The organism is Flavobacterium sp. TC780, assembly GCF_056783245.1.
Window position 1 is genome coordinate 1 of the sequence record NZ_JBXBAV010000094.1, and the last position, 21,449, is coordinate 21,449.

24 protein-coding genes and 2 pseudogenes are annotated in these 21,449 nt (G+C 33.5%); 20 read left to right on the plus strand and 6 right to left on the minus strand.

The features are described 5' to 3' along the window. Nucleotides 1–178: 178 nt before the first annotated feature. Nucleotides 179–499: an RNA polymerase sigma factor gene (locus AC1RYN_RS09960; protein ID WP_481806854.1), complete on the minus strand. Its 321-nt coding sequence runs from the start codon at nucleotides 497–499 to the stop codon at nucleotides 179–181. Further along, nucleotides 496–759 (minus strand): RNA polymerase sigma factor, encoded by a 264-nt coding sequence (locus AC1RYN_RS09965; protein ID WP_481806855.1) that lies wholly within the window; start codon nucleotides 757–759, stop codon nucleotides 496–498. The genes AC1RYN_RS09960 and AC1RYN_RS09965 overlap by 4 nt, the downstream gene beginning before the upstream one ends. Before the next feature lie 502 nt (nucleotides 760–1,261). On the opposite strand from AC1RYN_RS09965, the gene AC1RYN_RS09970 reads away from it, so the two are divergent. From AC1RYN_RS09970 to AC1RYN_RS10020, 11 genes and pseudogenes are all read left to right on the plus strand, one after another. Then, nucleotides 1,262–1,801: a hypothetical protein gene (locus AC1RYN_RS09970; RefSeq protein ID WP_481806856.1), complete on the plus strand. Its 540-nt coding sequence runs from the start codon at nucleotides 1,262–1,264 to the stop codon at nucleotides 1,799–1,801. Nucleotides 1,802–1,921: 120 nt separating this feature from the next. Further along, nucleotides 1,922–2,368: a hypothetical protein gene (locus AC1RYN_RS09975; protein WP_481806857.1), complete on the plus strand. Its 447-nt coding sequence runs from the start codon at nucleotides 1,922–1,924 to the stop codon at nucleotides 2,366–2,368. A gap of 43 nt (nucleotides 2,369–2,411) precedes the next feature. Next, nucleotides 2,412–2,786, plus strand: coding sequence for a hypothetical protein (locus tag AC1RYN_RS09980; protein WP_481806858.1), 375 nt, complete (start codon nucleotides 2,412–2,414; stop codon nucleotides 2,784–2,786). A 325-nt stretch (nucleotides 2,787–3,111) separates the two neighbouring features. Beyond that, nucleotides 3,112–5,067: pseudogene (locus AC1RYN_RS09985) on the plus strand (PKD domain-containing protein). A gap of 122 nt (nucleotides 5,068–5,189) precedes the next feature. Further along, nucleotides 5,190–5,495: a hypothetical protein gene (locus AC1RYN_RS09990; protein WP_481806859.1), complete on the plus strand. Its 306-nt coding sequence runs from the start codon at nucleotides 5,190–5,192 to the stop codon at nucleotides 5,493–5,495. A 56-nt stretch (nucleotides 5,496–5,551) separates the two neighbouring features. Continuing rightward, complete coding sequence (locus AC1RYN_RS09995; protein WP_481806860.1) at nucleotides 5,552–6,034, plus strand: hypothetical protein; 483 nt, start codon at nucleotides 5,552–5,554, stop codon at nucleotides 6,032–6,034. 25 nt (nucleotides 6,035–6,059) lie between these two features. Then, a complete protein-coding gene (locus tag AC1RYN_RS10000) occupies nucleotides 6,060–6,464 on the plus strand; it encodes a hypothetical protein (RefSeq protein ID WP_481806861.1) in 405 nt (134 codons plus the stop codon). Nucleotides 6,465–6,622: 158 nt separating this feature from the next. Further along, the gene (locus AC1RYN_RS10005) at nucleotides 6,623–7,849 is read left to right on the plus strand and encodes a CHAT domain-containing protein (protein ID WP_481806862.1); all 1,227 of its coding nucleotides are present in this window, start codon (nucleotides 6,623–6,625) and stop codon (nucleotides 7,847–7,849) included. After that, complete coding sequence (locus AC1RYN_RS10010; protein WP_481806863.1) at nucleotides 7,801–8,238, plus strand: retropepsin-like aspartic protease; 438 nt, start codon at nucleotides 7,801–7,803, stop codon at nucleotides 8,236–8,238. Before AC1RYN_RS10005 ends, AC1RYN_RS10010 begins: the two co-directional genes overlap by 49 nt. 284 nt (nucleotides 8,239–8,522) lie before the next feature. Beyond that, complete coding sequence (locus AC1RYN_RS10015) at nucleotides 8,523–9,089, plus strand: hypothetical protein (RefSeq protein WP_481806864.1); 567 nt, start codon at nucleotides 8,523–8,525, stop codon at nucleotides 9,087–9,089. A 56-nt stretch (nucleotides 9,090–9,145) separates the two neighbouring features. Next, nucleotides 9,146–10,051, plus strand: coding sequence for a T9SS type A sorting domain-containing protein (locus tag AC1RYN_RS10020; protein ID WP_481806865.1), 906 nt, complete (start codon nucleotides 9,146–9,148; stop codon nucleotides 10,049–10,051). Between the two features lie 76 nt (nucleotides 10,052–10,127). On the opposite strand, the gene odhB is transcribed toward AC1RYN_RS10020, so the two are convergent. Both odhB and AC1RYN_RS10030 read right to left on the minus strand, forming a co-directional pair. Then, entirely contained in the window at nucleotides 10,128–11,354 is a 1,227-nt protein-coding gene (gene odhB, locus AC1RYN_RS10025) for a 2-oxoglutarate dehydrogenase complex dihydrolipoyllysine-residue succinyltransferase (RefSeq protein WP_481806866.1), read from the minus strand. Between the two features lie 159 nt (nucleotides 11,355–11,513). Next, a pseudogene (locus tag AC1RYN_RS10030) lies at nucleotides 11,514–14,281 on the minus strand (2-oxoglutarate dehydrogenase E1 component). Between the two features lie 115 nt (nucleotides 14,282–14,396). Between AC1RYN_RS10030 and AC1RYN_RS10035 the strand changes: the two are divergent. From AC1RYN_RS10035 to AC1RYN_RS10045, 3 genes are all read left to right on the plus strand, one after another. After that, complete coding sequence (locus AC1RYN_RS10035; RefSeq protein ID WP_481806867.1) at nucleotides 14,397–14,948, plus strand: hypothetical protein; 552 nt, start codon at nucleotides 14,397–14,399, stop codon at nucleotides 14,946–14,948. 365 nt (nucleotides 14,949–15,313) lie between these two features. Next, nucleotides 15,314–15,484 carry a hypothetical protein gene (locus AC1RYN_RS10040; protein WP_481806868.1) on the plus strand — a complete coding sequence of 57 codons (171 nt, stop codon included), beginning with the start codon at nucleotides 15,314–15,316 and terminating at the stop codon, nucleotides 15,482–15,484. 477 nt (nucleotides 15,485–15,961) lie between these two features. After that, nucleotides 15,962–16,738, plus strand: coding sequence for a T9SS type A sorting domain-containing protein (locus AC1RYN_RS10045; protein WP_481806869.1), 777 nt, complete (start codon nucleotides 15,962–15,964; stop codon nucleotides 16,736–16,738). Nucleotides 16,739–16,834: 96 nt separating this feature from the next. Here the strand turns inward: AC1RYN_RS10045 and AC1RYN_RS10050 are convergent, their stop codons facing one another. Beyond that, the gene (locus AC1RYN_RS10050) at nucleotides 16,835–17,188 is read right to left on the minus strand and encodes a hypothetical protein (protein ID WP_481806870.1); all 354 of its coding nucleotides are present in this window, start codon (nucleotides 17,186–17,188) and stop codon (nucleotides 16,835–16,837) included. A gap of 45 nt (nucleotides 17,189–17,233) precedes the next feature. After that, a complete protein-coding gene (locus AC1RYN_RS10055; RefSeq protein ID WP_481806871.1) occupies nucleotides 17,234–18,208 on the minus strand; it encodes a polyprenyl synthetase family protein in 975 nt (324 codons plus the stop codon). Between the two features lie 211 nt (nucleotides 18,209–18,419). Here AC1RYN_RS10055 and AC1RYN_RS10060 point away from each other — a divergent pair, with 211 nt between their 5' ends. The 6 genes from AC1RYN_RS10060 to AC1RYN_RS10085 all read left to right on the plus strand — a co-directional run bounded on the left by AC1RYN_RS10060 (nucleotide 18,420) and on the right by AC1RYN_RS10085 (nucleotide 21,415). Then, nucleotides 18,420–18,941, plus strand: coding sequence for a YceI family protein (locus AC1RYN_RS10060; protein ID WP_481806872.1), 522 nt, complete (start codon nucleotides 18,420–18,422; stop codon nucleotides 18,939–18,941). A gap of 47 nt (nucleotides 18,942–18,988) precedes the next feature. Further along, entirely contained in the window at nucleotides 18,989–19,588 is a 600-nt protein-coding gene (locus AC1RYN_RS10065; RefSeq protein WP_481806873.1) for a TetR/AcrR family transcriptional regulator, read from the plus strand. 21 nt (nucleotides 19,589–19,609) lie between these two features. Further along, nucleotides 19,610–20,575, plus strand: a complete 966-nt coding sequence (locus AC1RYN_RS10070) for a TolC family protein (RefSeq protein ID WP_481806874.1) — start codon at nucleotides 19,610–19,612, stop codon at nucleotides 20,573–20,575. Next, the gene (locus AC1RYN_RS10075) at nucleotides 20,532–20,837 is read left to right on the plus strand and encodes a hypothetical protein (RefSeq protein WP_481806875.1); all 306 of its coding nucleotides are present in this window, start codon (nucleotides 20,532–20,534) and stop codon (nucleotides 20,835–20,837) included. The genes AC1RYN_RS10070 and AC1RYN_RS10075 overlap by 44 nt, the downstream gene beginning before the upstream one ends. A 148-nt stretch (nucleotides 20,838–20,985) precedes the next feature. Then, on the plus strand, nucleotides 20,986–21,216 hold the full coding sequence (locus AC1RYN_RS10080) for a hypothetical protein (protein WP_481806876.1): 231 nt from the start codon (nucleotides 20,986–20,988) through the stop codon (nucleotides 21,214–21,216). A 25-nt stretch (nucleotides 21,217–21,241) separates the two neighbouring features. After that, entirely contained in the window at nucleotides 21,242–21,415 is a 174-nt protein-coding gene (locus tag AC1RYN_RS10085) for a hypothetical protein (RefSeq protein WP_481806877.1), read from the plus strand. Nucleotides 21,416–21,449: the final 34 nt, after the last annotated feature.

Genomic DNA, 21,449 nt, shown 5'->3' on the forward strand with positions numbered 1-21,449 from the left:
AAGGTTAATACATGCTCCTGTTGTTAGGGAGGCAGCACCTGTTTTAAAATTTTTCAAAAGCCGAAGCAAATTCTGGATTTTCGGCTAATTGTTTTTCAAAACCATTTTTTTCTTCAACAGTCATCTCTCCCTGAAGATATTAATCGAATAATATATAACGTTCTTCGTTCATGGCTACTTATTTTTTTAGAGATTTAAAGTTTTTACTTTCCTGAATCCACTCGGTTAACTGACCAATACAAAGCGATTTTTTTTTGCGAACATAGCCATAAGTCACATTTAGTTTCTCGGCCACTTCTTCCATCGATTTTATTGTAAAACTCAGTTTTAGTAATTCTTGACATTTGTCTCCTAACTCCTGAAACATAATATCAAACAGTTGTTGCTTTTCTTCAAATTCTTCGGCTTGATCAACCAGTTCGTTTGCAGATTCATTTATAGATGCAGCATCCTCATTAATTGTTACCCCTTTATTCGATGTTTTTTTTAATTCATTCAACCACTTTCTTTTACATAAAAAAAAAAGTAAGCATCAAATGGGCAAGTCAATTGTAAGACATTGGCTTTAGCCTGATTAAAAAGCAAAATCATTATTTCCTGAACTACATCTTGCGCCTGATCTCTATCACCAGAATTATTCATTACATATGAAACCACTTTAGGAACAAACTTTTTATAGATAGATTGTATAACCGCCGAATCATTTACAGCAAGCCCTTCGATATACATTTGATCCGGATGAATTTTAGATTGGCTCATAAAATGACTTTTTAATTAGCTAATGTAAAAAAAATCTAAAAACAAACTTCACATAAAGGGGTAACAATTGCAAAATCAAGTTGATATACAAAAACACGAATCTTTTAAAACAATTAAAAAATTAAGAGAAATGGAAAGTTATCAATTTATAAACGAGAAAAATTTAGAGCAATTTCATAAGATGCTTTCTAACAAAGTTGAATTGGTTTTATCATTATTGAGCATAACGAAAAGTTACCATATGTCGTTTTATCCAAACAGAAAAAAGAAATAAACGATTCCCTACATCTATTCTTTACCTGTATCACTTTAGGCTTATGGTCGATTGTTTGGTTTTATCTAATCATCACCCTTTCTAAAGAAAAAAAATATTCTTGTTGCCTTAGATGAGATGGAAAATCTATTTGAAGAAAAATGTCTTGATAAATAAACCCGAAACAAGGGTAACAATTATTCACTCTAAAACATCTATTACTATAAAAACCCTTTAAAACTAGAAATCATGAAAACACTACCAACTTTAATATTATGTATCACCGCTTTTACAATTGTAAGTTGTGATAATGACAATGACCCAACAAATAATGTTTGCGACTCAACCTATGTCTCTACACTTATTACAACTGCTTTTACAACTGCAAACGGATATGATGATCTTACAACAATGGATCTGGAAACACACGAATATACAATCCAGATTAATGCCAATGGAGAAATTTGCACCATAGGATATCAAAATCCAACCACTTACACAGGTGGTTATACTATGGAAGTTACAAATACAACCACTAGTACCTCCTATACAGGCGTTCATATTTTCTCTCAAACCACATTAGATTATCAATCTATAACTCCAGTACCAGTGAGTTTAGGTGATATTATTACCGTAAAAAGAACAATTTTGCCTGGTTACACAGTACTTAATCAAACAGTAGGACGTATTTTAAGAAAAAACAATTTTACAACAGTGCCCTATACTAAGCACAAGGTAATGTCGTTTCTTAAGTTCCAATTTTCATGGTGCCGGAGGTCCAGTTCCTAATTATGCACAACCTTATATTGCCCTTGGTTTTAAAGTAATTTAAAAATAAACCAAAAACAGGGGTAACAAATTTTTAACCCAAAACATTTATTACTATAAAAACCATTAAAACTAGAAATCATGAACACAAATTTTAAAACAATCGGACTTTTATTCTTAGCAATAATCACTTTTGTAAGTTGCGATAATAGCGATGACAACAGCGACGCAGGCAATCTTGTTTTCCCACCATCTGCCGCAGCATTTAAAAGCATTAGCTCAAAAGGAGTTAAAAAAAATACACAAAACTTTACCATCACAGCCGGAACAGGTATTGTAACCCTTACTTCTGCCAAAGGAGTTAAACTAAGCATTAACGGAGATTGCCTTACCAAGAACGGAAATCCTGTAACTGGAATAGTCGATATCGAATACGTAGAGCTTTTTGACAAAGGCAATATGCTTATCACAAACAAACCTACAATGGGAATTATGCCTGACGGAAAGAAAAACTTATTGATCTCAGGCGGAGAATTCTTTATTAAAGCCACACAAGGTGAAGTAGGCTTAAAACAACTTGTAGCATGAACGTGATTCTCCTGCAAGCTTAACTAATGGTATAGATAATGCTATGACTTTGTGGAAAGGAATAATCGATGATAAAGGAGAATTAGCATGGGAACAACCTAAACCAGATGCTGCTGGAAATGGAGGCAAAGATGGGGTTCAGGCAGAAGGAGGTAATTATTATGTACATTTCGGAAGCTTCGGCTGGACAAACGTAGATCGTTTTTACAGTGACCCAAGACCTAAAACTACGCTATTGGTAAAAGCTCCAGAAGGATACACCAACATAAATAGTGCAGTTTCTGTCTCTTACGATGGCGAAGGAACAAATGCCCTTGCAAAACTAGACACCTATACGCCTGCAGGATTATTCAGCGAACACTACGGACAAATACCTATCGGACTTGCTTGTCACGTAATTTTTGTTACCGAAGAATAATGGCCAATGGCGTTACGCTATCAAAGCAGTCACAGTTGCTGCCAATGATGTTTATACTTTTATTCTTAACCAAACAACTGTCGGCACCGAAGCCCAGCTGATAGCCGCAATCAATGCTATTCAGTAACTTACAAAATATTTTTTAAGAAAAAGTGGGTGATTTGCTCATCACTTTTTTTACATTTAATCCAGTTTTAAGATTTAATCCTGTGATTTTAAGAAGCTAATCCTGCTTCCCGATAGCTATCGAGACGTATAATATTTTCCTTCCTAAAGAAGTCAGAAAAAGGATTTCCACTGCTATCAGGGCTAAAAAACAATAGTTATGAAACCACTATCATCTATTTTCTTTATTCTATTTTCTATTCTCTCAATAGGACAAACCAAAGTAAAAGATACCATAACCCGAAGAGCCATCATTGGTTACAATCAAAACGGAAATCTAGGGTAAGTTTCAAACCCGAGATACCTCCCATTAATTCCTATTGCCGGAGCACCAAAACCGAGCTATTCTTATTTATGGGAACTTGGCGACGGACATTACAGTAAACAAGCTGAACCCAAACATGTTTATAAAAACAAAGGAACATACACCACAAAACTTGCTGGAACCAACAACTACGATAACGGAAAACCTCCAGCAACACGACCTAAAAAAGTTGCCATTAATGACATTACCGACAACAATTATAAAGATATTGCTTCTATAGCTGATCAAAACGGATTTGCAATCCTAAAAAATTGTGACCCAATTCCAGATCAGGAAATGGTCGTTGTAGTAAGCTACCAAAATCTGGAAAACTATGTTTCTAGCGGAAAACTCTATCTTTTTTACAACGAAAAACAATTCAAAGACAATAATTTCCAATTGGTCGATTTCCGAACTTACGCTGGTGAACGCGAAGTAAGAGAAAATACAGTCGCTTCCGTCAATGATCTTGATGATACCAAATCCTATTTGGCTTCGACCGAAAACAGCATTAGAACCAAAAAATACCGAAATACAGCCATCGAAGAAGATCTCGATGCATCATTATTAGAAGCAAATAAAATCTATCATAATGTTTCAGTTCTAGAATTTGACGATGCTAATCCGAATGAAACCCGAAATGTATTTTACACTTTCAAGACTACTCCCGAAATGATTAAAGATACCAGCGCAACTGTAACCATGCGAGGAATATTTGTACCAAACCGAAGCTACAAAAATCATAAAATAAAAAATCTGGAAATGGAAATTGTGACTTCTCATGATCCAAATAAAATGGGATCTAACGGAAGTTTTATGAATTACAGATTGGTGCGTTTTAAAAGAGTCAATTTTAAAACCCGTTTCCAAAATAATGGTGAAGGTCCAGCAAGAATGATCCGACTCGAAACCGATATTCCTGATATGTTCGACAAAAAAACATTTCAGATAGAAGATATGTACCCAAAATGCCCTATTTGTCCCAAAGACGAAATCCCTACAACAAGTTGTCTCGATACAATAATCAAAAAAAATCAAATCTTCTTTACCTTCAAGAATATTTATTTACCCGGAAGTGAACAAAAAAATGTAAAAGAAAAAGACAGTACCAAAGGTTTTGTCAAATATTCTATGAAGTTTGGCGATGACTTTCATAAAGTAAAAACCCGAAGTCGAACCGCCATAATATTTGATAAAAACGAACCAATTATTACCAATTATGCTACTACCCGATTCCTGCCCGGAATATCAATTGGCGCAAAAGCAGGTTATAATCTATATCCCGATTTAGATAAATCGACTAGTTATTTTGTAGGTGCAACAATTTCACCTTTTAAATCCTATCGCTTTTATTGGCAAGCCGAATGGCTCAATGCGATAAACAAATACGAAAGTGGCGTCACAACAAGAGAAGGAATTGGTATAAACCCGAATGGGATGAAACAATTTCAACGCATAACAAACAGTACCGAAAATAAAAACGTCAACTGGGAAGTCCCCGTTCTTATTCGGTATAATATTAATAATTACATTGGGATTGGAGCAGGTTTACAGGCCAATATTAATGTTTCGCAAGAGCAAACTCAAACAATAAAAACAGAAACTTTTGAAGGAGGAACCGATCAGTTCTTAATGGACACTAAAACAGAATCAAATACAATAAAAAACTCATTCACAGGATTTAAAACAGGCATATTATTTGACTTAACAGCTGGTTTTGCCAGAATAGGCCCAAGTCTGGGAGCGCGTTATGTAATAAACTTTGAGCAAAATTTTAATTATTTTCAGTTTTATGGGATTTGGAGATTTTAGAGTTATTCCACGAAGTTACACGAAGGCTTGCACAGAGATACACAAAGAAAAAGGTCTGCGAAGCTTTGCGAAACAACATTTTTACACAAACCTTTAAATTCCTTTACGAAACAAAAACATCTATGAAAAAACGATATTGCTATATCTTATTCTTCACAACGATAATGCTATTCGGGCAACGCCAGGAAGACAGAATATATCTTGCAATTGATTCTTTTATAGCAAATCCTTCTGCGAAAGCATTACAAAATCTAACAAATACCGAAAATATTTTCTGGAAAAAACCAAATCCTAAGTCCAAAGACGAATTAGTGGCAATAGTAGTTTTAAACTGTAACAAAGCCTATTATGAAAATCAGTTTGGACAAACAGAAAAAGCGATTACCAGTTATGAAAAAGCTGGCAGATTTATGAGAAAAACAAACTAAAAGAGTATGATATTATCGAGTATTGCCTGAAACCTTTAGGCAATTTATATACCGTTTTGGGCGATTATGATAGTGCCGAAAACACCATAAAACAATATTTTTATATTGTAAATACATCTAATAATTATCCCGAAGCTCAGAAACAAAAATTTGCAGCAATTCTTAATTTATCAAATGTATATCAGAGTTCTGGTAAAATTTCTTTGGCAATTGAATTGTTAGAAAGTACCTTAAAAACGGAACAATTATCAAATGCTCAAAAAGGAATTTTATGGAATAATCTTGGGAATAGTTATTTATTGAGTGCTAATGAATTTATCGTTAAATCGAATGCCTATTCTAATACAGAAAAAGCATTTGAATCGGCTGTACAATATTTAAAAAACGAAAAAGGTCAATCGGAAACTTTATCCAATTCTTACCGAAACTTAGCAGCTTTAAACAGACAATGGCAACGATTTGAAATTGCAAATTCATATTTAGAAAAAGCAGAAAAATTATTTTTAGAGAAACACCAAACCAACAACCTCGTAAACTAACCAAGTTATATATGAAAAAGCGTTGTTGCTTTTTGATGAAGGAAAATATGATGAAAGTGCAAAACAAGTTCAGGCTATTTTTAAAATCCTGATTCCGAATTATAATTCAAAAAACACATTACCAAATCAAAATCAATTGTATGCCGAAACGGTCTTGATTGATGTTCTGGATTTGCAAGCAGAAATCTTTTCTAAACAAAATCAATCCAAAAAAGCACTCGAAGCATTTAGTCTTTCTTTTGATATTGAAGATTTACTAATGAATGTTTTGGTTTATGAAAACTCTAAAATCATTACACAAATACGAACACGAAATCGTACCGAAAAATGCATTTCGATTTATGATGAACTGTTTAAAAAAGAAAACAAAATTAGAATATACGGGAAAAAGCTTTTCAATTATCAGAAAGAAGCAAATCGGGTATTTTAAAAGGATATAGATCGAATATTAAAACCGCTACTGCAGAAGAGAAATCTTTATTACAACAGCTTCAAAACTTAAACAATGCAATTTTAAAAGAACAGCAAAAAGGAGATTTAGCTACTATTTCTAACATTAATTCGGCAATAAAAAAACAAAACGAATTAATGCTTTCGCTGAAGAGAATCCAAACCAAAAACCTCAATTATATTCCTGAGAATTGTGATACGAAAGCGCTTTTATCAAAACTGGAAAAAGATAAAGCCGTAATGGTTTACTATTTTGTGGGCTTGGAAGAAATCTATTATTTCACATTACAAGATAAAAAAATTGCATTGAACCATTTTAACATCACCGATACAGCAATGCCTCAAATTATGGGATTCATCGAATATTTCGGTAATTCAAACAATATTAATAATGACATTTCTGGATATAACAGAATCGGAAAAAAAGTTTTTGATATACTGAAATTACCCAAAAATGCTGTTTACAAAAACCTCATTATTATTCCCGATGGAATCCTTAATTTCTTACCATTTGAAGCTTTGATTACTCAGGAATCCAGCACAACAAATTTTGCCAAAATGCATTATTTACTCCATGATTTTAAAATTGCCTATAACACTTCAGCTAGTAATTATCTGAATTCAAAATCAGTTTCAAAATCAGAAAAAACTGTTTTAGGGATTTTCCCTGTTTTCGAAAAAACTGCTTATGAATTGACTTATTCGAAGAAAGAACTGGAATCAATTCAGAGCAATTTTAAAGGGAAATATCTAGAAAACTCAGATGCCAGTTTTTCTAACTTTAAAAATAATGCAAACCAATATTCGATTTTACATTTGAGTACACATGCTTCTTCAGGCGATGTCGAAACTCCGGCAAGTATTAAATTTTACGATCAAGAAATCCTGTATTCAGAATTGTACAATCTTACACTCAATCCCGATTTAGTGGTTTTAAGTGCTTGCGAAACAGGAATCGGAAAATTATATAAAGGCGAAGGTGCCATGAGTATTGCGAGAGGTTTTCAGTTTGCGGGAGCTCAAAACTTATTGTTTTCGTTATGGAAAGTAAATGATTATACCACATCGGTTTTTATGAATGACTTTTATAAAAATATAAAAAACAATGTTCCGTATTTTGAAGCCAATACCAATGCAAAGCTTGATTTTTTAAACAACAAATCGATTCCTAATGCCAAGAAATCTCCTTATTACTGGAGTTCTTTTGTGTATTATGGTTCAATTTCTCCCGAAGAGAAATCTTCAAATTATATGCTATACATCATTAGTTTTTTGGCAGTAATTGGTTTATTTTTGATATTCAATCAGTACGGAAAATGGAAAACCTTCACAAAGTTCTCAAAAAAGAGAAATACAAAAAAATAAAATTCAAAGTTACCAAAACACAACACCTTTTAATTAAAGCTAAAATCAATGGTATTTCCGGAAACTTCATATTAGATACTGGTGCATCTAATACTTGTGTAGGTTTTGAAAGTATTGAGCGTTTTGCATTGGGTGCTGAAGCTTCTAAAACTAAAGCTGCAGGTGCGGGTGCTACAGGAATGCTTACTCAAACAGCATCTAACAATATATTACAAATTGGTTCTTGGAAAGATTTGGATTTTGCCTTAGTAATTTTTGACCTTTCGCACGTAAACGAAGCCTTACGACAATACAAAGCCAGACCTGTTCATGGAATTATAGGAGCTGATGTTTTACTTCAAGGCAAGGCGATTATCGACTATTATAATCATTATGTATATCTGCAATAAAAAGAGGCTAGTTTAAATACATAAACTAACACGAATTTCACTAATTATCACTAATTCGTTCGTCGAAATAATTTCGCAAACTAATTAAACTAACAGAAAAGTCACAATACTTTGCCGAATGAATCTCTCGCCAAGTCGCAAAAGCGCAAAGAAATCATACCAAAACGTCGCCTTTGATAACAGAAACTCATTTATTTTCAAAAATTATATCATTATAAATACACATTTAATTAAAATTCAGATTTTTAAGTATATTTGTTTCAAAATTTAACAAACCGATACGTATGAAAAAAACTTTACACTATCTATTCTTTTTACTTACATCCTTTAGCTTTTATGCACAAATTAGTATAGTTAGCCCCATTGTGCATTGCGATGGAAATACTTTATTTGATTTAACCAGTCGAGAACCAGAAATAATTGGAGATTTAAATCCTGCCGAAACTACAATTAGTTATCACCTCAGTAACTATGATGCTAGTAGGGACGCTTATCCAATTCCAAATCCAACTTCGTTTCAGAGTACAGGTGCATCAACTAGTATTTATGCTCGAATTATTAATAACAGAAGTTTTAGCGCTACCATAAAATCTTTCCTTTTAAACGTTAACCGTTCTCCTCTTGTCTTAAATGCTACCATTAAATATTCAGGATGTTACAAATCAATAATAACCTTAAATGCTTCAGGTGGCACCTTTCCATATAAGTATTCAAAAGACGGAGTTAACTATCAAATAGAGAGCTATTTTTATAATATGACCCCAGGAACTCATACGATATACACCAAAGACTCTTATGGCTGCACCGCTTCAGCGATTGTAGTTGTACAAGATATAACGATTCCCCTTTAGAAGCGAAGACACTAAATACTATGGCTAGATGTAATGGTGATTCCAGCGCAGAAATAATGTCATATGTATCTGGAGGAACTCCGCCTTATAACTGTTTTGTTGAAGAGAAAATGGATGCTTTTGTGAGTGTATACGAAAACAGGTACACCATTCATAATATGCCTGCTGGCATGTACAGGGTAGTTATTAAAGACGCCATGGGATGTGCTGTAATGAACCATATAGAAATTCAGGAACCAAAAGCACTTACAGCTACTGCTGTAATTACTGACCAAACAATAACGGTTAATGCAACTGGCGGAGTTAATCAATACACGTATGCCATCTCACCTACTTTATATAAATTCACAGAAAATAATACCTTTACAAACCTGGAGCCTGGCACTTACGAAATACTTGTAAGAGATTCTTATAATTGTACTTTTAGCTTTGTCTCTACGATTACCCCACCTGCACCTCTATTTGAGGGCAAAAAAGTAATTACCTTAAATCTTACTGCTGGACAAACTCTTGCTGATATTAATGTTTCTGGTAGCGGTATTAAATGGTATAGTAATGCAACTTCGCCATCTGGAAAGACTAAAAGGTTAAACGAAGCTTTTTTACCGTTATCAACCGTATTGGTAGATAACACTACTTATTATGCTTCTCAAACTATTAATGATATTGAAAGTAAAGAAAGACTAGCAGTAACTGTAAAACTAAATACGTTATCGAACCCTGACTTTGTACTTGGTAATTTTAAGTATCATCCTAATCCTGTAAAGAACATATTAAGCATCGAAAACTCATCGGTAATTGACGAAGTAACTCTATTCTCTCTTGCTGGGAACATCATTCTCGATAAAAAAATAAATAGTCTGCATTCAGATCTTGACTTATCACATGTAGCAACAGGAATTTATTTCCTTAAAGTGAAATCTGAAGGTCGCGAAAAAACGATAAAGATTGTAAAAGAATAAAACTCTACATCGATCAGAATAAAAAAAGCCGTCATTTATAAAAAATGACGGCTTTTCAATTGAAAATTATTATAAACTATAACTCTAATGCTTTCTTAGGATTGTTATCCATCAATAATTCAACTGGGTTTTCTAATGCTTCTTTAATAGCAACTAAGAATCCTACTGACTCACGTCCATCGATAATTCTGTGGTCATAAGAAAGTGCCACATACATCATTGGGTGAATTTCTACTTTACCATTTACAGCAATCGGACGCTCAATAATATTGTGCATTCCTAAGATTCCTGATTGTGGTGGATTGATGATTGGTGTACTTAACATACTTCCGAAAACTCCTCCGTTTGTAATTGTAAATGTACCACCTGTCATATCATCAACTGTAATCTGTCCGTCACGTGCTTTAATAGCCAATCTTTTGATTTCTGCTTCTATACCACGGAAAGTCAAATTCTCTGCGTTACGAACTACAGGAACCATTAATCCTTTTGGCCCAGATACTGCGATTGAGATATCACAGAAATCATAAGCTACTTTATAGTCACCATCCATCATAGAGTTTACGTCTGGATATAATGCTAAAGCTCTTGTTACTGCTTTTGTAAAGAATGACATGAATCCTAAACCTACCCCTCCGTGTTTAGCTTTGAAAGCGTCTTTGTATTCGTTACGTAAGTTGTTTATTGGCGTCATGTTAACTTCATTGAATGTAGTCAACATAGCTGTTTCGTTTTTAGCAGCTACTAATCTTTCTGCTACTTTACGACGTAACATAGAAAGTTTTGTACGCTCTGAACCACGGTTTCCTCCTGTTGGAGTTCCCATAGAAGGTACTGCATTTAAAGCATCTTCTTTAGTGATTCTTCCATCTTTACCTGTTCCTGAAACTGTAGATGGTGTTATATTTTTTTCGTCTAATATTTTTCTTGCTGCTGGCGATGGCGTCCCAGATGCATATGTTGCAGCTGGTGCTGGTGCCACTTTTGGAGCTTCTGCCTTAACTTCAGCTTTAGGTACTTCAGCCTTTGGAGCCTCTGCTGCTGGAGCAGATCCAGATGGTTTTGCTGCGCTAGTATCGATTAAGCAAACTACTGCTCCTACTGCTACTGCATCTCCTTCTTCAGCTTTTAATGTGATTGTCCCACTAGCTTCAGCCGGTAATTCAAGAGTTGCTTTATCAGAATCAACCTCAGCAATAGCCTGGTCTTTTTCTACATAATCTCCGTCTTTTACTAACCAAGTTGCAATTTCAACTTCTTTTATTGATTCCCCTGGTGATGGGACTTTCATTTCTAAAATCATGTCTTATTATTTTAAATTATGAATTTATATTTTTAAATTGTTTTGAAAACGACTTTTCTTTAATTGATTTTTATTCTTTTAAGCCCTATGGTAGCGGCATCCTTTTTCTTTTTTCTTAAAAAGGAAAAGATACAGCGTACAGCAGGAAATAGCTCCTTATTATCTGAATAGATTTTTATCGAAAACCATTCTGATTGCATCTGCATGACGGCGTTTTGCACGTGTGTAACTTCCTGATGCTGGTGCTGCGTATGCTTTTAATGATGCTAATCTCCATTTTACAAGATCAAAGTTCATTAACATAAAGCTGTAAGCTCCCATGTTTTTAGGCTCTTCTTGTGCCCAAACATAATCATCTGCGTTTGGATACTGTGCAATAATCGTTTTTATTTGCTCTACTGGGAACGGGAACAATTGCTCGATTCTTACTACTGCTACATCGTTGCGTCCGTTATTTTCTCTTTCTGCAACTATATCATAGTAGAATTTACCTGTAACAAAAACTAATGTTTTTACCTCTTTTGTTAACTGTATTATCATCTATTGTTTCTTGGAAACTTCCTGTTGCTAGTTCTTCAACTGTAGATACACATCTTGGATCACGCAATAAACTTTTTGGAGAGAAAACTACCAAAGGTTTACGGAATGTTGTTTTCATTTGTCTTCTCAATAAGTGGAAGAAGTTAGCTGGCGTTGTACAATCGGCAACATACATATTCTGTCTTGCACAAAGTTGCAGGTAACGCTCCATTCTTGCTGATGAGTGCTCTGCTCCTTGTCCTTCGTATCCGTGTGGTAATAATAAAACAATACCATTTTGGTTGTTCCATTTATCTTCTCCACAAGAGATATACTGGTCAATCATGATTTGTGCTCCATTTGAGAAATCTCCGAATTGTGCCTCCCAAATTGTCAATGCATTAGGATTAGCCAAAGCATAACCGTAATCAAATCCTAAAACTCCGTACTCTGATAATAGGGAATTGAATACTCCAAATTTTCCTTTTTTGTTTTCGATAGCATTCAATAGAATTACTTCTTCTTCAGAATCTTCTACTTTTACTACAGCATGACGGTGTGAGAATGTACCACGCTCTACGTCTTGTCCAGAAATACGAACATCAAAACCTTCTGTTAATAGTGAACCATAAGCTAATGCTTCTGCTGTTCCCCAATCAATAGTGTTGTTGTCGTAACCTGTTTTTCTATCAGTAACAATTTTAGTTATCTTGTTGATGAACTTTTTGTCTGATGGTAAAGTAGAAATTGTTTTTATGATAGAATCTAATCCTTTTTTAGCAAAAGTAGTATCAAATTTTTTCAACATCACAACATCTGAAACCTGCTCAAATCCTTTCCATTCATTTTGCATAAATGGTGTAATGATTGTCAAATCTTTTTTACGAGACGCTTCAAGGTTCTCCTCCATTGTTGATTTGTATTCTTTCTCTAATGCGTTTACATAAGTTGCATCGATAATACCTTCTGACAATAATTTTTGCGCATAAATATCTCTTGGATTTTGATGCTTAGCAATGATTTTATATAAAACGGGTTGTGTAAAACGAGGTTCGTCACCTTCGTTATGACCGTATTTTCTGTATCCTAATAAATCAATAAATACATCACGACCAAATGTCATTCTGTAATCTAATGCAAATGAAACGGCATGAACTACAGCTTCTGCATCATCTGCATTTACATGTAATACTGGCGAAAGTGTTACTTTAGCAACATCTGTACAATAAGTAGATGAACGTGCATCTAGGTAATTCGTTGTAAAACCAACTTGGTTATTAATTACAATATGAATTGTTCCTCCAGTTTTGTAACCGTCTAATTGTGCCATTTGTATGATCTCGTACAAAATACCTTGTCCCGCAATTGCAGCATCACCGTGAACGGCAATTGGTAATACTTTTGAGAAATCATCTGCATAATATTTATCTTGCTTTGCTCTGGTAATCCCTTCAATAACGGCACCAACTGTCTCTAAGTGAGATGGGTTTGGCGCTAGGTTAATATTGATATTTTTCCCAGTTCTTGTTTTTTTATCGGCAGTAAGTCCTAAGTGGTATTTTACGTCACCATCAAAATACTCTTGATCGTAATCTTTACCATCAAATTCTCCGAAGATATCTTGTGTTGATTTGCCAAAGATATTTGCCAAAACGTTAAGACGTCCACGGTGAGCCATACCCATTACAAATTGCTCTACCCCTTTTTCTGCTGCTTTTTCGATTAAAGCATCTAAAGCTGGAATAATTGATTCTCCACCTTCTAGTGAGAATCGTTTTGCCAACATATTTAGTATGCAGGAAATTCTCGAAAGAAACTGCTTGATTTAATTTATTTAAAATAACCTTTTTCTCATCTGTAGAGAAATTAGGTTGGTTGTCATTTACTCCAAGTTTGTCCTGAATCCATTTTACAACATTTGGGTTACGAATATACATATACTCTACTCCAATATGCTGACAATAAATTGCCTGAAGACGTCTCACAATATCTTGCAATGAGCAAGGTGGAACACCAATTACTTTGGCAGCATCAAAAACAGTCGAAAGATCTGCTGATGTAAGTCCAAAATTTTCGATGTCTAAAGTTGGAGATGATGTTCTACGATCCCTTACTGGGTTTGTTTTTGTAAACAAGTGACCGCGAGAACGATATCCATCAATCAATTTTAATACGTTGAATTCTTTTTGCAATTTTTCAGATACCAAACTACAATCGGCGTTATTAGCTGCGAATTCAACAATTTGCTGAACTGGCGTCTCGTCGTTGTAAGTTGTCATTCCAAAATCAAAACCTTGGAAAAAACTTCTCCAGCTTGGCTCTACGCTGTCTGGATTTTGCGTATATTGATCGTACAATTGTGCGAAAAACTCTGTATGCGCTGCATTTAAAAATGAAAACCTATCCATAATATTAGTGAATATACTTTTTGTTAAATAGAATGGCAAAAGTACGATAATCGAGTTTATTTAAATCTTTTTTTTACGTACTTTTACGTAAAAATTTGTTAAAATCCGCTTAACTATGAAGAAAAATCATTTTTCAATCGTTTTCAAATCATTTTTTATCATTTTGGGTCTATTATTTTCAAGTGGTGCAATCGCGCAGCAAAAATATTATATTCCACAAAAACAAAACGATTTTTGGAACAATGTGCAATTTGGCGGTGGAGTCGGATTAAGTTTTGGATCTGGATACACCGATATCTCATTATTACCGAGTGCGATTTACAACATTAACCCAATTGTTGCTGTTGGCGTAGGAGCTCAAATAGGATATGTATCCTCTAAAAACGAATATTCTTCTTTTCTTTATGGAGGAAGTCTGATTGGATTAGTGAATCCTATTCCTGAAGTTCAACTTTCGGCTGAGTTAGAACAGATTAATATAAATACCGATTATAAATACTTTGGACAACCTCGCTTTAGCGATAATTTTTGGAACACGGCTTTATTTCTAGGAGCAGGTTACCGAGCTGGAAATGTAACTATTGGAATCCGTTATGATGTACTTCACGATGACAAAAAAAGCATTTACAGAGAAGCTTTTATGCCTTTTGTGAGGCTTTACTTTTAGAAAAAGGTACAAAGGTTTCCCTTTCAAAGTAATGAGCAGATGATGTGAATCAAATTAATAGCTCGACACTGATTGCAAACACAAATAACATCTTAATAAATATTACCAATGGTTTCAACCGTTGGAGCGTAATGTACTATCACAATCCAGTATCATATCGCAAGGTTAAAACTGTGAGCTATAATCTAATTAGGACAGAATTTAATTCCCTTGGACACATAAATCAGCTCCTATCTTAAAGAAAAACCTCTGAATCTTTGCAATTCTGAACCTTTAAACCTTAAAAAAATCTACCAAAAATGATAGAACCAAAACCTAGATATGGCAGCAAAAAAGCAGATTGATAGAATTGTAAAGAATTAGATATGCCTCATGACAATTGGATGCAGGACTGGCCATATGAAATTGCTAATCCAGATGAGATAGACAACTACATTAATCATTACCGAACAATAACTGATGAAGATGAGAAATTTGTTATTATCAAGCTATTATCCAGGCAACTGAGGACCAAGACAATCAAGAGTTACTTTTAAAATACTGGAATACAATTCGACATTTCTTAAGAAGAAAACTTCAATATCCATGAATATACAATACACTATTGGTGTTGTTTTGCATGAAAACATTAAGATTGCTGGACAATCAGCCCTTTGATCAGAGCGCTTTTTTTACTCTCAAATAAAAAATATTAGCCACTCAGTCCCAAAGCGTCAGGATTGTTCCTTTGAACTTCTATTCCTTTAGATCTTTCCCTCCTCCTTTTTAAACCTTTATAAAATTACCGCATTGGTTACCAATGGCAGCAAATTTACTTTTCCATAAGTTGCAAAAAATTTTATTTATTTTTTACAAGATAGACAAAATCGAAAGTAAAAAATGTAAATATAAAAGTACAGATTAAGATTAAAATTTATGTTTGTGCATAATGATCGCATAAAAAACCGATCATTTATACATATCTATTTTTAACACAACATTTCTTATTATGAAAAAAAAAACTACTCTTTTTAATGATTACTGCATTATACTCAGCAACTTACGTCAATGCCCAAAAAGTTTGGGATTTTACTAATGTCACGTCAAATTGGCCCACTAGCACTGCAGGCTACACAACAAACACCATCAAGGATAATTTAGGGATATATCCAGGAGTGACAATTACATCAACACCGATAGGTGGAATTATTCCTTCGAATTTAACTTTTTCAGATGGATTTAACGGATTACGTTACTTTAGAATGGGACAAGCTTCTGTATTTTCTGGCAATCAACCAACAGAACGCTATTTGTATTTTTCTACTGCAGGAGCTGGAACTATAAAAATATGGTTCACAAGCGGAGGTGGTGGTAATCGCACTATTAAGGTAACCGATGGTACAACTGAAATAGGCAGCGCAAGTTCTACTAATTCAACAACCCCATCAATACTTGAAGCTCAGTACACACAGAACAGCGGTAACATATACATCTACACAAGCATAGGCACTGGTGTTAATATCTACAAAATTGAAATAACCGGAATCACTGATACCACACAATTAATAGAATCACTTGGAATAAATGATTTTAAAACTGATGCATCATCAACTCTCTTTTCTAACGGAAAAGAAGTTTTTATATCCAATGTAAAATCAAGCACACAAATTAAAGTATACAACATTACAGGCGCCTTGGTCAAATCATTAAAAACGGAAACTGATACTTCTTTTGAATTAAATTCTGGTATTTATATTGTAAAAGTAAAATCGGCTGAAAGTGAAAATTCAATAAAAATAGCAGTAAAATAGATCTTCCCTTATAAAAAACGAGAGTAATTAACTTATAATTATTCTCGTTTTTTATGCTATTATTTCATAATACAATATGACAGTAATCACAAATATTTATTTATAAAAATTCCTAAACCAGACCTTTTGCCATTCTCTTTTTAAGATTAAAAAAGAAACCTGTTCAGCCAGAATTACCAAATCAGAGCCATCTAGCTTTTTTATCTCGGGTTCTGAAACATCTATAATATAAAGCAGATTTAAATACTCGGCAAACTTATACTGAATCATTCGGTATACTTTTTCGTGCATTTGGATTTTAAGTTCTTCTGGAGAAATACTCATCGGAAAATCTATCCCTTCATTAGCCAAATTAAAATCCTTATTAATTTGTTCGATTAATTTAAGATACAATGCTTCTTTCTCAGCTTCCTGAAGTAGTAAATCTGTATTTTGTGGAGCTACAAACATATAAATTCAATTTCAAAATTCAATTGCAATTGTTATTGATATTTTTTACACTTTTCTCCCCATTAAGTTTTCACCAAATGTTCGTAACGATAATTTCTTTTCATCGCTAATATCCATTTTATCTAATGTTTTAAAAGCTTCGAGTGTGTACATTTCTATTGCCTCTTGCGTCTCTTTTGAAGCACCCGATGCATTAAAAATATTCTTTACAATCTCTATTTTTTCCGAATTATCCTCAGGCTGTGTTGTAAACAATTCCTTTAACTGTTTTGCAACCTCGTCGTTAGAATGCACCAATGCTTTTAGATACAAATATGTTTTTTTATTTTCGATAATATCTCCACCAACTTGTTTTCCAAAAGTTTCTGGATCCCCAAATGCATCTAAATAATCATCTTGTAACTGGAAAGCCAAACCTAATTTTAATCCAAAATCATATATTAAATTAGCATTTTCTTCAGATGTTTTAGCCACAATTGCACCCATCTTCATAGCTGCCGCAACCAAAACTGCTGTTTTGTACTCAATCATTTTTAGATATTCGAGGATTGTAACATCGTTTCTTTTCTCAAAATCAACATCCCATTGTTGTCCTTCACAAACCTCCAAAGCCGTTTTACTGAAAAGTTTAGCTAGCTCTCTAAACGTATTTGGCTCATATTGCTCAAAGTATTGATATGCCAAAATAAGCATCGCATCACCTGAAAGTATTCCGGTATTGAGATCCCATTTTTCATGAACCGTTTTTTGTCCTCTTCGCAAAGGAGCATCATCCATTATATCATCATGCACTAATGAAAAATTATGAAAAACTTCAACTGCCATAGCTGCTGGAAGCGCTTGATTGTATGCAACATCAAAGACTTCAGCAGTCATTAATGTTAATACTGGACGCATTCTTTTTCCGCCAAGACTTACAATATATTCAATGGGCTCATACAAGTTTTTAGGCTCTTTACGTATAGTTTGTTTTTCTAGATAATCGATAAAGAATTCCTGGTATTGATAAATGGCATGCATAAAAATAATTTTCGGCTAATTTACGGCATTAAGCCTGCAATACAAACATCAATTCTTAATGAAATGTTAAATAATTAAAAATACTTAGGAAACTATTTTGGTGTTTAGAGTTTCCAATATACATTTGCATCGAAATTTAACAAGAAGATAGTCTAATCGATTCCTAACTTATCCTGTTAAATCCATATAATTAATAAAACAGTACAAGATTATGAAAACACACTGGACAATTGATTCTAATCAATCTGATGTTTTAATCAAAATGAGACATTCAATACTTGCCTATTTGGGCGGTTCTATTAATACATTTAATGGTCATGTTGACCTCCAAAACAATGAGATTGAGGATGCTAATATAGAATTTTCTTTAGATGTAAATAATAAAGATGCTAAACTAGAACAGATAAACACATACTTAAAACTGAATGATTTCTTTGATGTAAATAAATATCCAACTATAAGTTTTAAATCGACCTCATTCCAAAAAGTAAACAAAAACATCAACTTTATTAAAGGTGATTTAACAATAAAAGATGTTACAAAAACCATTGAACTTGATGTAGAATTAGTAGAAACCGATTATTATAAAGGCAACAAAAAAGTTTCATTTGAACTTACTGGCGATATAAACCGTAAAGATTTCGGGTTAGCATATAATTCATTTAATCATAGTAGTGGTTTATTAACTGGGCAGGATATTAAACTTGTAGCTAACTTAGAATTCACAATCTAAATAGTTACATCAAATTGAAGTTTTAAAAATAGATTAAGAAAAACGAAATGAAAGAAAAAATTATATCAAAAGCGAGTGACTTATTCTTAAAACTAGGTTTTAAAAGTGTAACTATGGATGATATTGCGGGTGAAATGTGTATTTCTAAAAAAACAATTTATAAATACTTCTGTAATAAGGAAGTTTTAATTAAAGAGAGTACTTCATCTGTTCATAGACAAGTTCATGAATTAATTGACTCGGTTGTTGCTAAAAACCACAATGCAATTCAGGAAAATTTCGAAATACGTGAAACGTTTAAAAACTTATTCCAGTCTTCAATTGACACATCTCCAATCTACCAGTTAAAAAAACACTATCCTGAAATATACACCAATCTGATGAGATATGAGATAGATCAATGCAGTCAATATTTTAGGGACAACATTACCAAAGGAATAGAACAAAAATTATATCGCGAAGATGTTAATATAGATATATACGTAAAATTTTATTACACATTAATATTCCATATAAATGAAAATACAAGCTCTGAAAAGGAAGCACAAAAAGCAGAATTAGAAGCCTTAGAATACCACACTAGAGCCATGGCAACTCCAGCAGGGATACTAGAACTTGAAAAGCAAATACAAAAAATTAGCAATTAATCAATCATCAATCCATAATCCATGAAAAGAATACTGTTTCTCTTTCTCCTGTCCTTTGCAATAACTGCAAATGCACAAGACACAAACAATAGCAATCTAAGCAAGCAAGGCATACAGACTTTGACCTTAAAAGACGCTATCAACTATGCTCTGCAAAACAAATCTGACTCTAAAAAAGCCAAATTGCAAGTAGAAAATAGTGAGTATAAAATACAGGAAGTACGTTCGAGAGCATTGCCTCAAATTTCTGCAAACGGAAATTTAACTTACAATCCAGTAATACAAACTACCGTTATTGATGGTGCGGGATTTGGAGCTCCTGGAACTACGATTCAAGCAGCTTTTGGTCAAAAATGGACTTCTACTGCAGGAATCACGTTAACTCAAAACATATTTGATCAGGCAGTATTTACAGGTTTAAGAGCCGCAAAAAGTACTCGTGAATTTTATCAAATTAACGAGCAGCTTACTGAAGAAGATGTAATCGAGAGAGTAGCAAATAGTTATTACGATGTATATGTACAACGTTTAAACTTAACTGTATTAGATACCAATTATGTAAATACTACCCGAGTAAAAAATATTCTTCAAGGACAGTATGATAATGGTTTAGCAAAAAAAATTGACCTAAATAGAATTATCGTAAAGCTTTCTAACATCAGTACGCAACGTCAACAAGTAATCAACAAAGTTGCATTACAAGAAAATGCTTTGAAATTCTATATGGGAATGCCTGTAGAAACTCAAATTGTAATTCCGAATTCCGAATTTGAAATTACTCCTCAAGCTTTATCAGAAACTCCAAATGTTGAAAATCTAACTCAATATTTGCTTCTGAAAAAACAAGAAGAACTATTGGTTTTTCAGAAGAAAGCAGTTCAGGCCAATATTACCAGACACTTCTTTAAGTGCAGGATACAACTATATTGGTCAGGGCCCAGAAATGCCTTGGTTTGCAAAACCATCGTCTGGAGTATACTGGTCTGATTTTTCGGCTATCGGATTAAATCTGAGAGTACCAATCTTTACAGGTTTTGGTACACGCGCCAAAGTTCGTCAAGCAGATGTTGCTATTCGTTCTTTACAAGAAGACTTAAAAGACACCAAGCTTTCGCTTGACATTGCATACAGCAATGCCATGATTCAGATGGAAAATAGCCTTATAACTATTAATAATCAAAAAGAAAATAGAGAGCTTGCACAGCAAGTTTTACAAAACACAAAAAATAATTACCTTTACAAGGACTAGCTTCATTAAATGATCTATTAGATGTAGAAAATGCCTATATCGAAGCAGAAAATAATTATTCATCAGCAATACTAGGATATAAAATAGCAGAAATTCAAGTAATCAAATCAAAAGGCCAACTAAAATCACTTATAAATAACTAAAACAAATGAAAAAAACAATAATAATAACAATAGTAGTCATAATCGGGGCATTAGCATTAATAGGCTTCATTTTAACAAAGAATAAAGAAGAGAACAAAGCTAAAACTGATATTGTTGCTGAAAAAAATGCTGCCGTTTCAGTTAAAGTTTCTACTGTAAAAACAGAAGAGGTTTCATTAGATTTTGTTGCTAACGGAGTTTTTCAACAAGAATTAAGAGCTAACTTTCTCTGCTGAAAAATCTGGAAAAGTAATTAGTGTTTTGGCTAAAGAAGGTGATTATGTAAAAGTAGGTCAAACTCTATTAACCGTTAGAGGTGATGTAATTAATGTAAATGCACAAGCTGCTCAGGCTGCTTATCAAAATGCAAAAGCAGATTATATGAGATATGAAAATGCTTTTAAAACTGATGGAGTTAAGGTGCTGCCTCCCTAACAACAGGAGCATGTATTAACCTTAGCAATACATG

Excerpts from the sequence above, each read along its gene's own strand:
- AC1RYN_RS09980 (WP_481806858.1), top strand. The coding sequence starts at position 2,412 with ATGACTTTGTGGAAAGGAATAATCGATGATAAAGGAGAATTAGCATGG.
- AC1RYN_RS10020 (WP_481806865.1), top strand. The coding sequence starts at position 9,146 with ATGTCATATGTATCTGGAGGAACTCCGCCTTATAACTGTTTTGTTGAA.
- AC1RYN_RS09970 (WP_481806856.1), top strand. The coding sequence starts at position 1,262 with ATGAAAACACTACCAACTTTAATATTATGTATCACCGCTTTTACAATT.
- AC1RYN_RS10075 (WP_481806875.1), top strand. The coding sequence starts at position 20,532 with ATGCCTTGGTTTGCAAAACCATCGTCTGGAGTATACTGGTCTGATTTT.
- AC1RYN_RS10070 (WP_481806874.1), top strand. The coding sequence starts at position 19,610 with ATGAAAAGAATACTGTTTCTCTTTCTCCTGTCCTTTGCAATAACTGCA.
- odhB (WP_481806866.1), bottom strand. The coding sequence starts at position 11,354 with ATGATTTTAGAAATGAAAGTCCCATCACCAGGGGAATCAATAAAAGAA.
- AC1RYN_RS10080 (WP_481806876.1), top strand. The coding sequence starts at position 20,986 with ATGAAAAAAACAATAATAATAACAATAGTAGTCATAATCGGGGCATTA.
- AC1RYN_RS09990 (WP_481806859.1), top strand. The coding sequence starts at position 5,190 with ATGAAAAAACGATATTGCTATATCTTATTCTTCACAACGATAATGCTA.
- AC1RYN_RS09975 (WP_481806857.1), top strand. The coding sequence starts at position 1,922 with ATGAACACAAATTTTAAAACAATCGGACTTTTATTCTTAGCAATAATC.
- AC1RYN_RS10035 (WP_481806867.1), top strand. The coding sequence starts at position 14,397 with ATGAAGAAAAATCATTTTTCAATCGTTTTCAAATCATTTTTTATCATT.
- AC1RYN_RS10050 (WP_481806870.1), bottom strand. The coding sequence starts at position 17,188 with ATGTTTGTAGCTCCACAAAATACAGATTTACTACTTCAGGAAGCTGAG.
- AC1RYN_RS10015 (WP_481806864.1), top strand. The coding sequence starts at position 8,523 with ATGAAAAAAACTTTACACTATCTATTCTTTTTACTTACATCCTTTAGC.
- AC1RYN_RS10005 (WP_481806862.1), top strand. The coding sequence starts at position 6,623 with ATGCTTTCGCTGAAGAGAATCCAAACCAAAAACCTCAATTATATTCCT.
- AC1RYN_RS10065 (WP_481806873.1), top strand. The coding sequence starts at position 18,989 with ATGAAAGAAAAAATTATATCAAAAGCGAGTGACTTATTCTTAAAACTA.
- AC1RYN_RS10055 (WP_481806871.1), bottom strand. The coding sequence starts at position 18,208 with ATGCATGCCATTTATCAATACCAGGAATTCTTTATCGATTATCTAGAA.
- AC1RYN_RS10040 (WP_481806868.1), top strand. The coding sequence starts at position 15,314 with ATGCCTCATGACAATTGGATGCAGGACTGGCCATATGAAATTGCTAAT.
- AC1RYN_RS09965 (WP_481806855.1), bottom strand. The coding sequence starts at position 759 with ATGAGCCAATCTAAAATTCATCCGGATCAAATGTATATCGAAGGGCTT.
- AC1RYN_RS10060 (WP_481806872.1), top strand. The coding sequence starts at position 18,420 with ATGAAAACACACTGGACAATTGATTCTAATCAATCTGATGTTTTAATC.
- AC1RYN_RS10045 (WP_481806869.1), top strand. The coding sequence starts at position 15,962 with ATGATTACTGCATTATACTCAGCAACTTACGTCAATGCCCAAAAAGTT.
- AC1RYN_RS10010 (WP_481806863.1), top strand. The coding sequence starts at position 7,801 with ATGGAAAACCTTCACAAAGTTCTCAAAAAAGAGAAATACAAAAAAATA.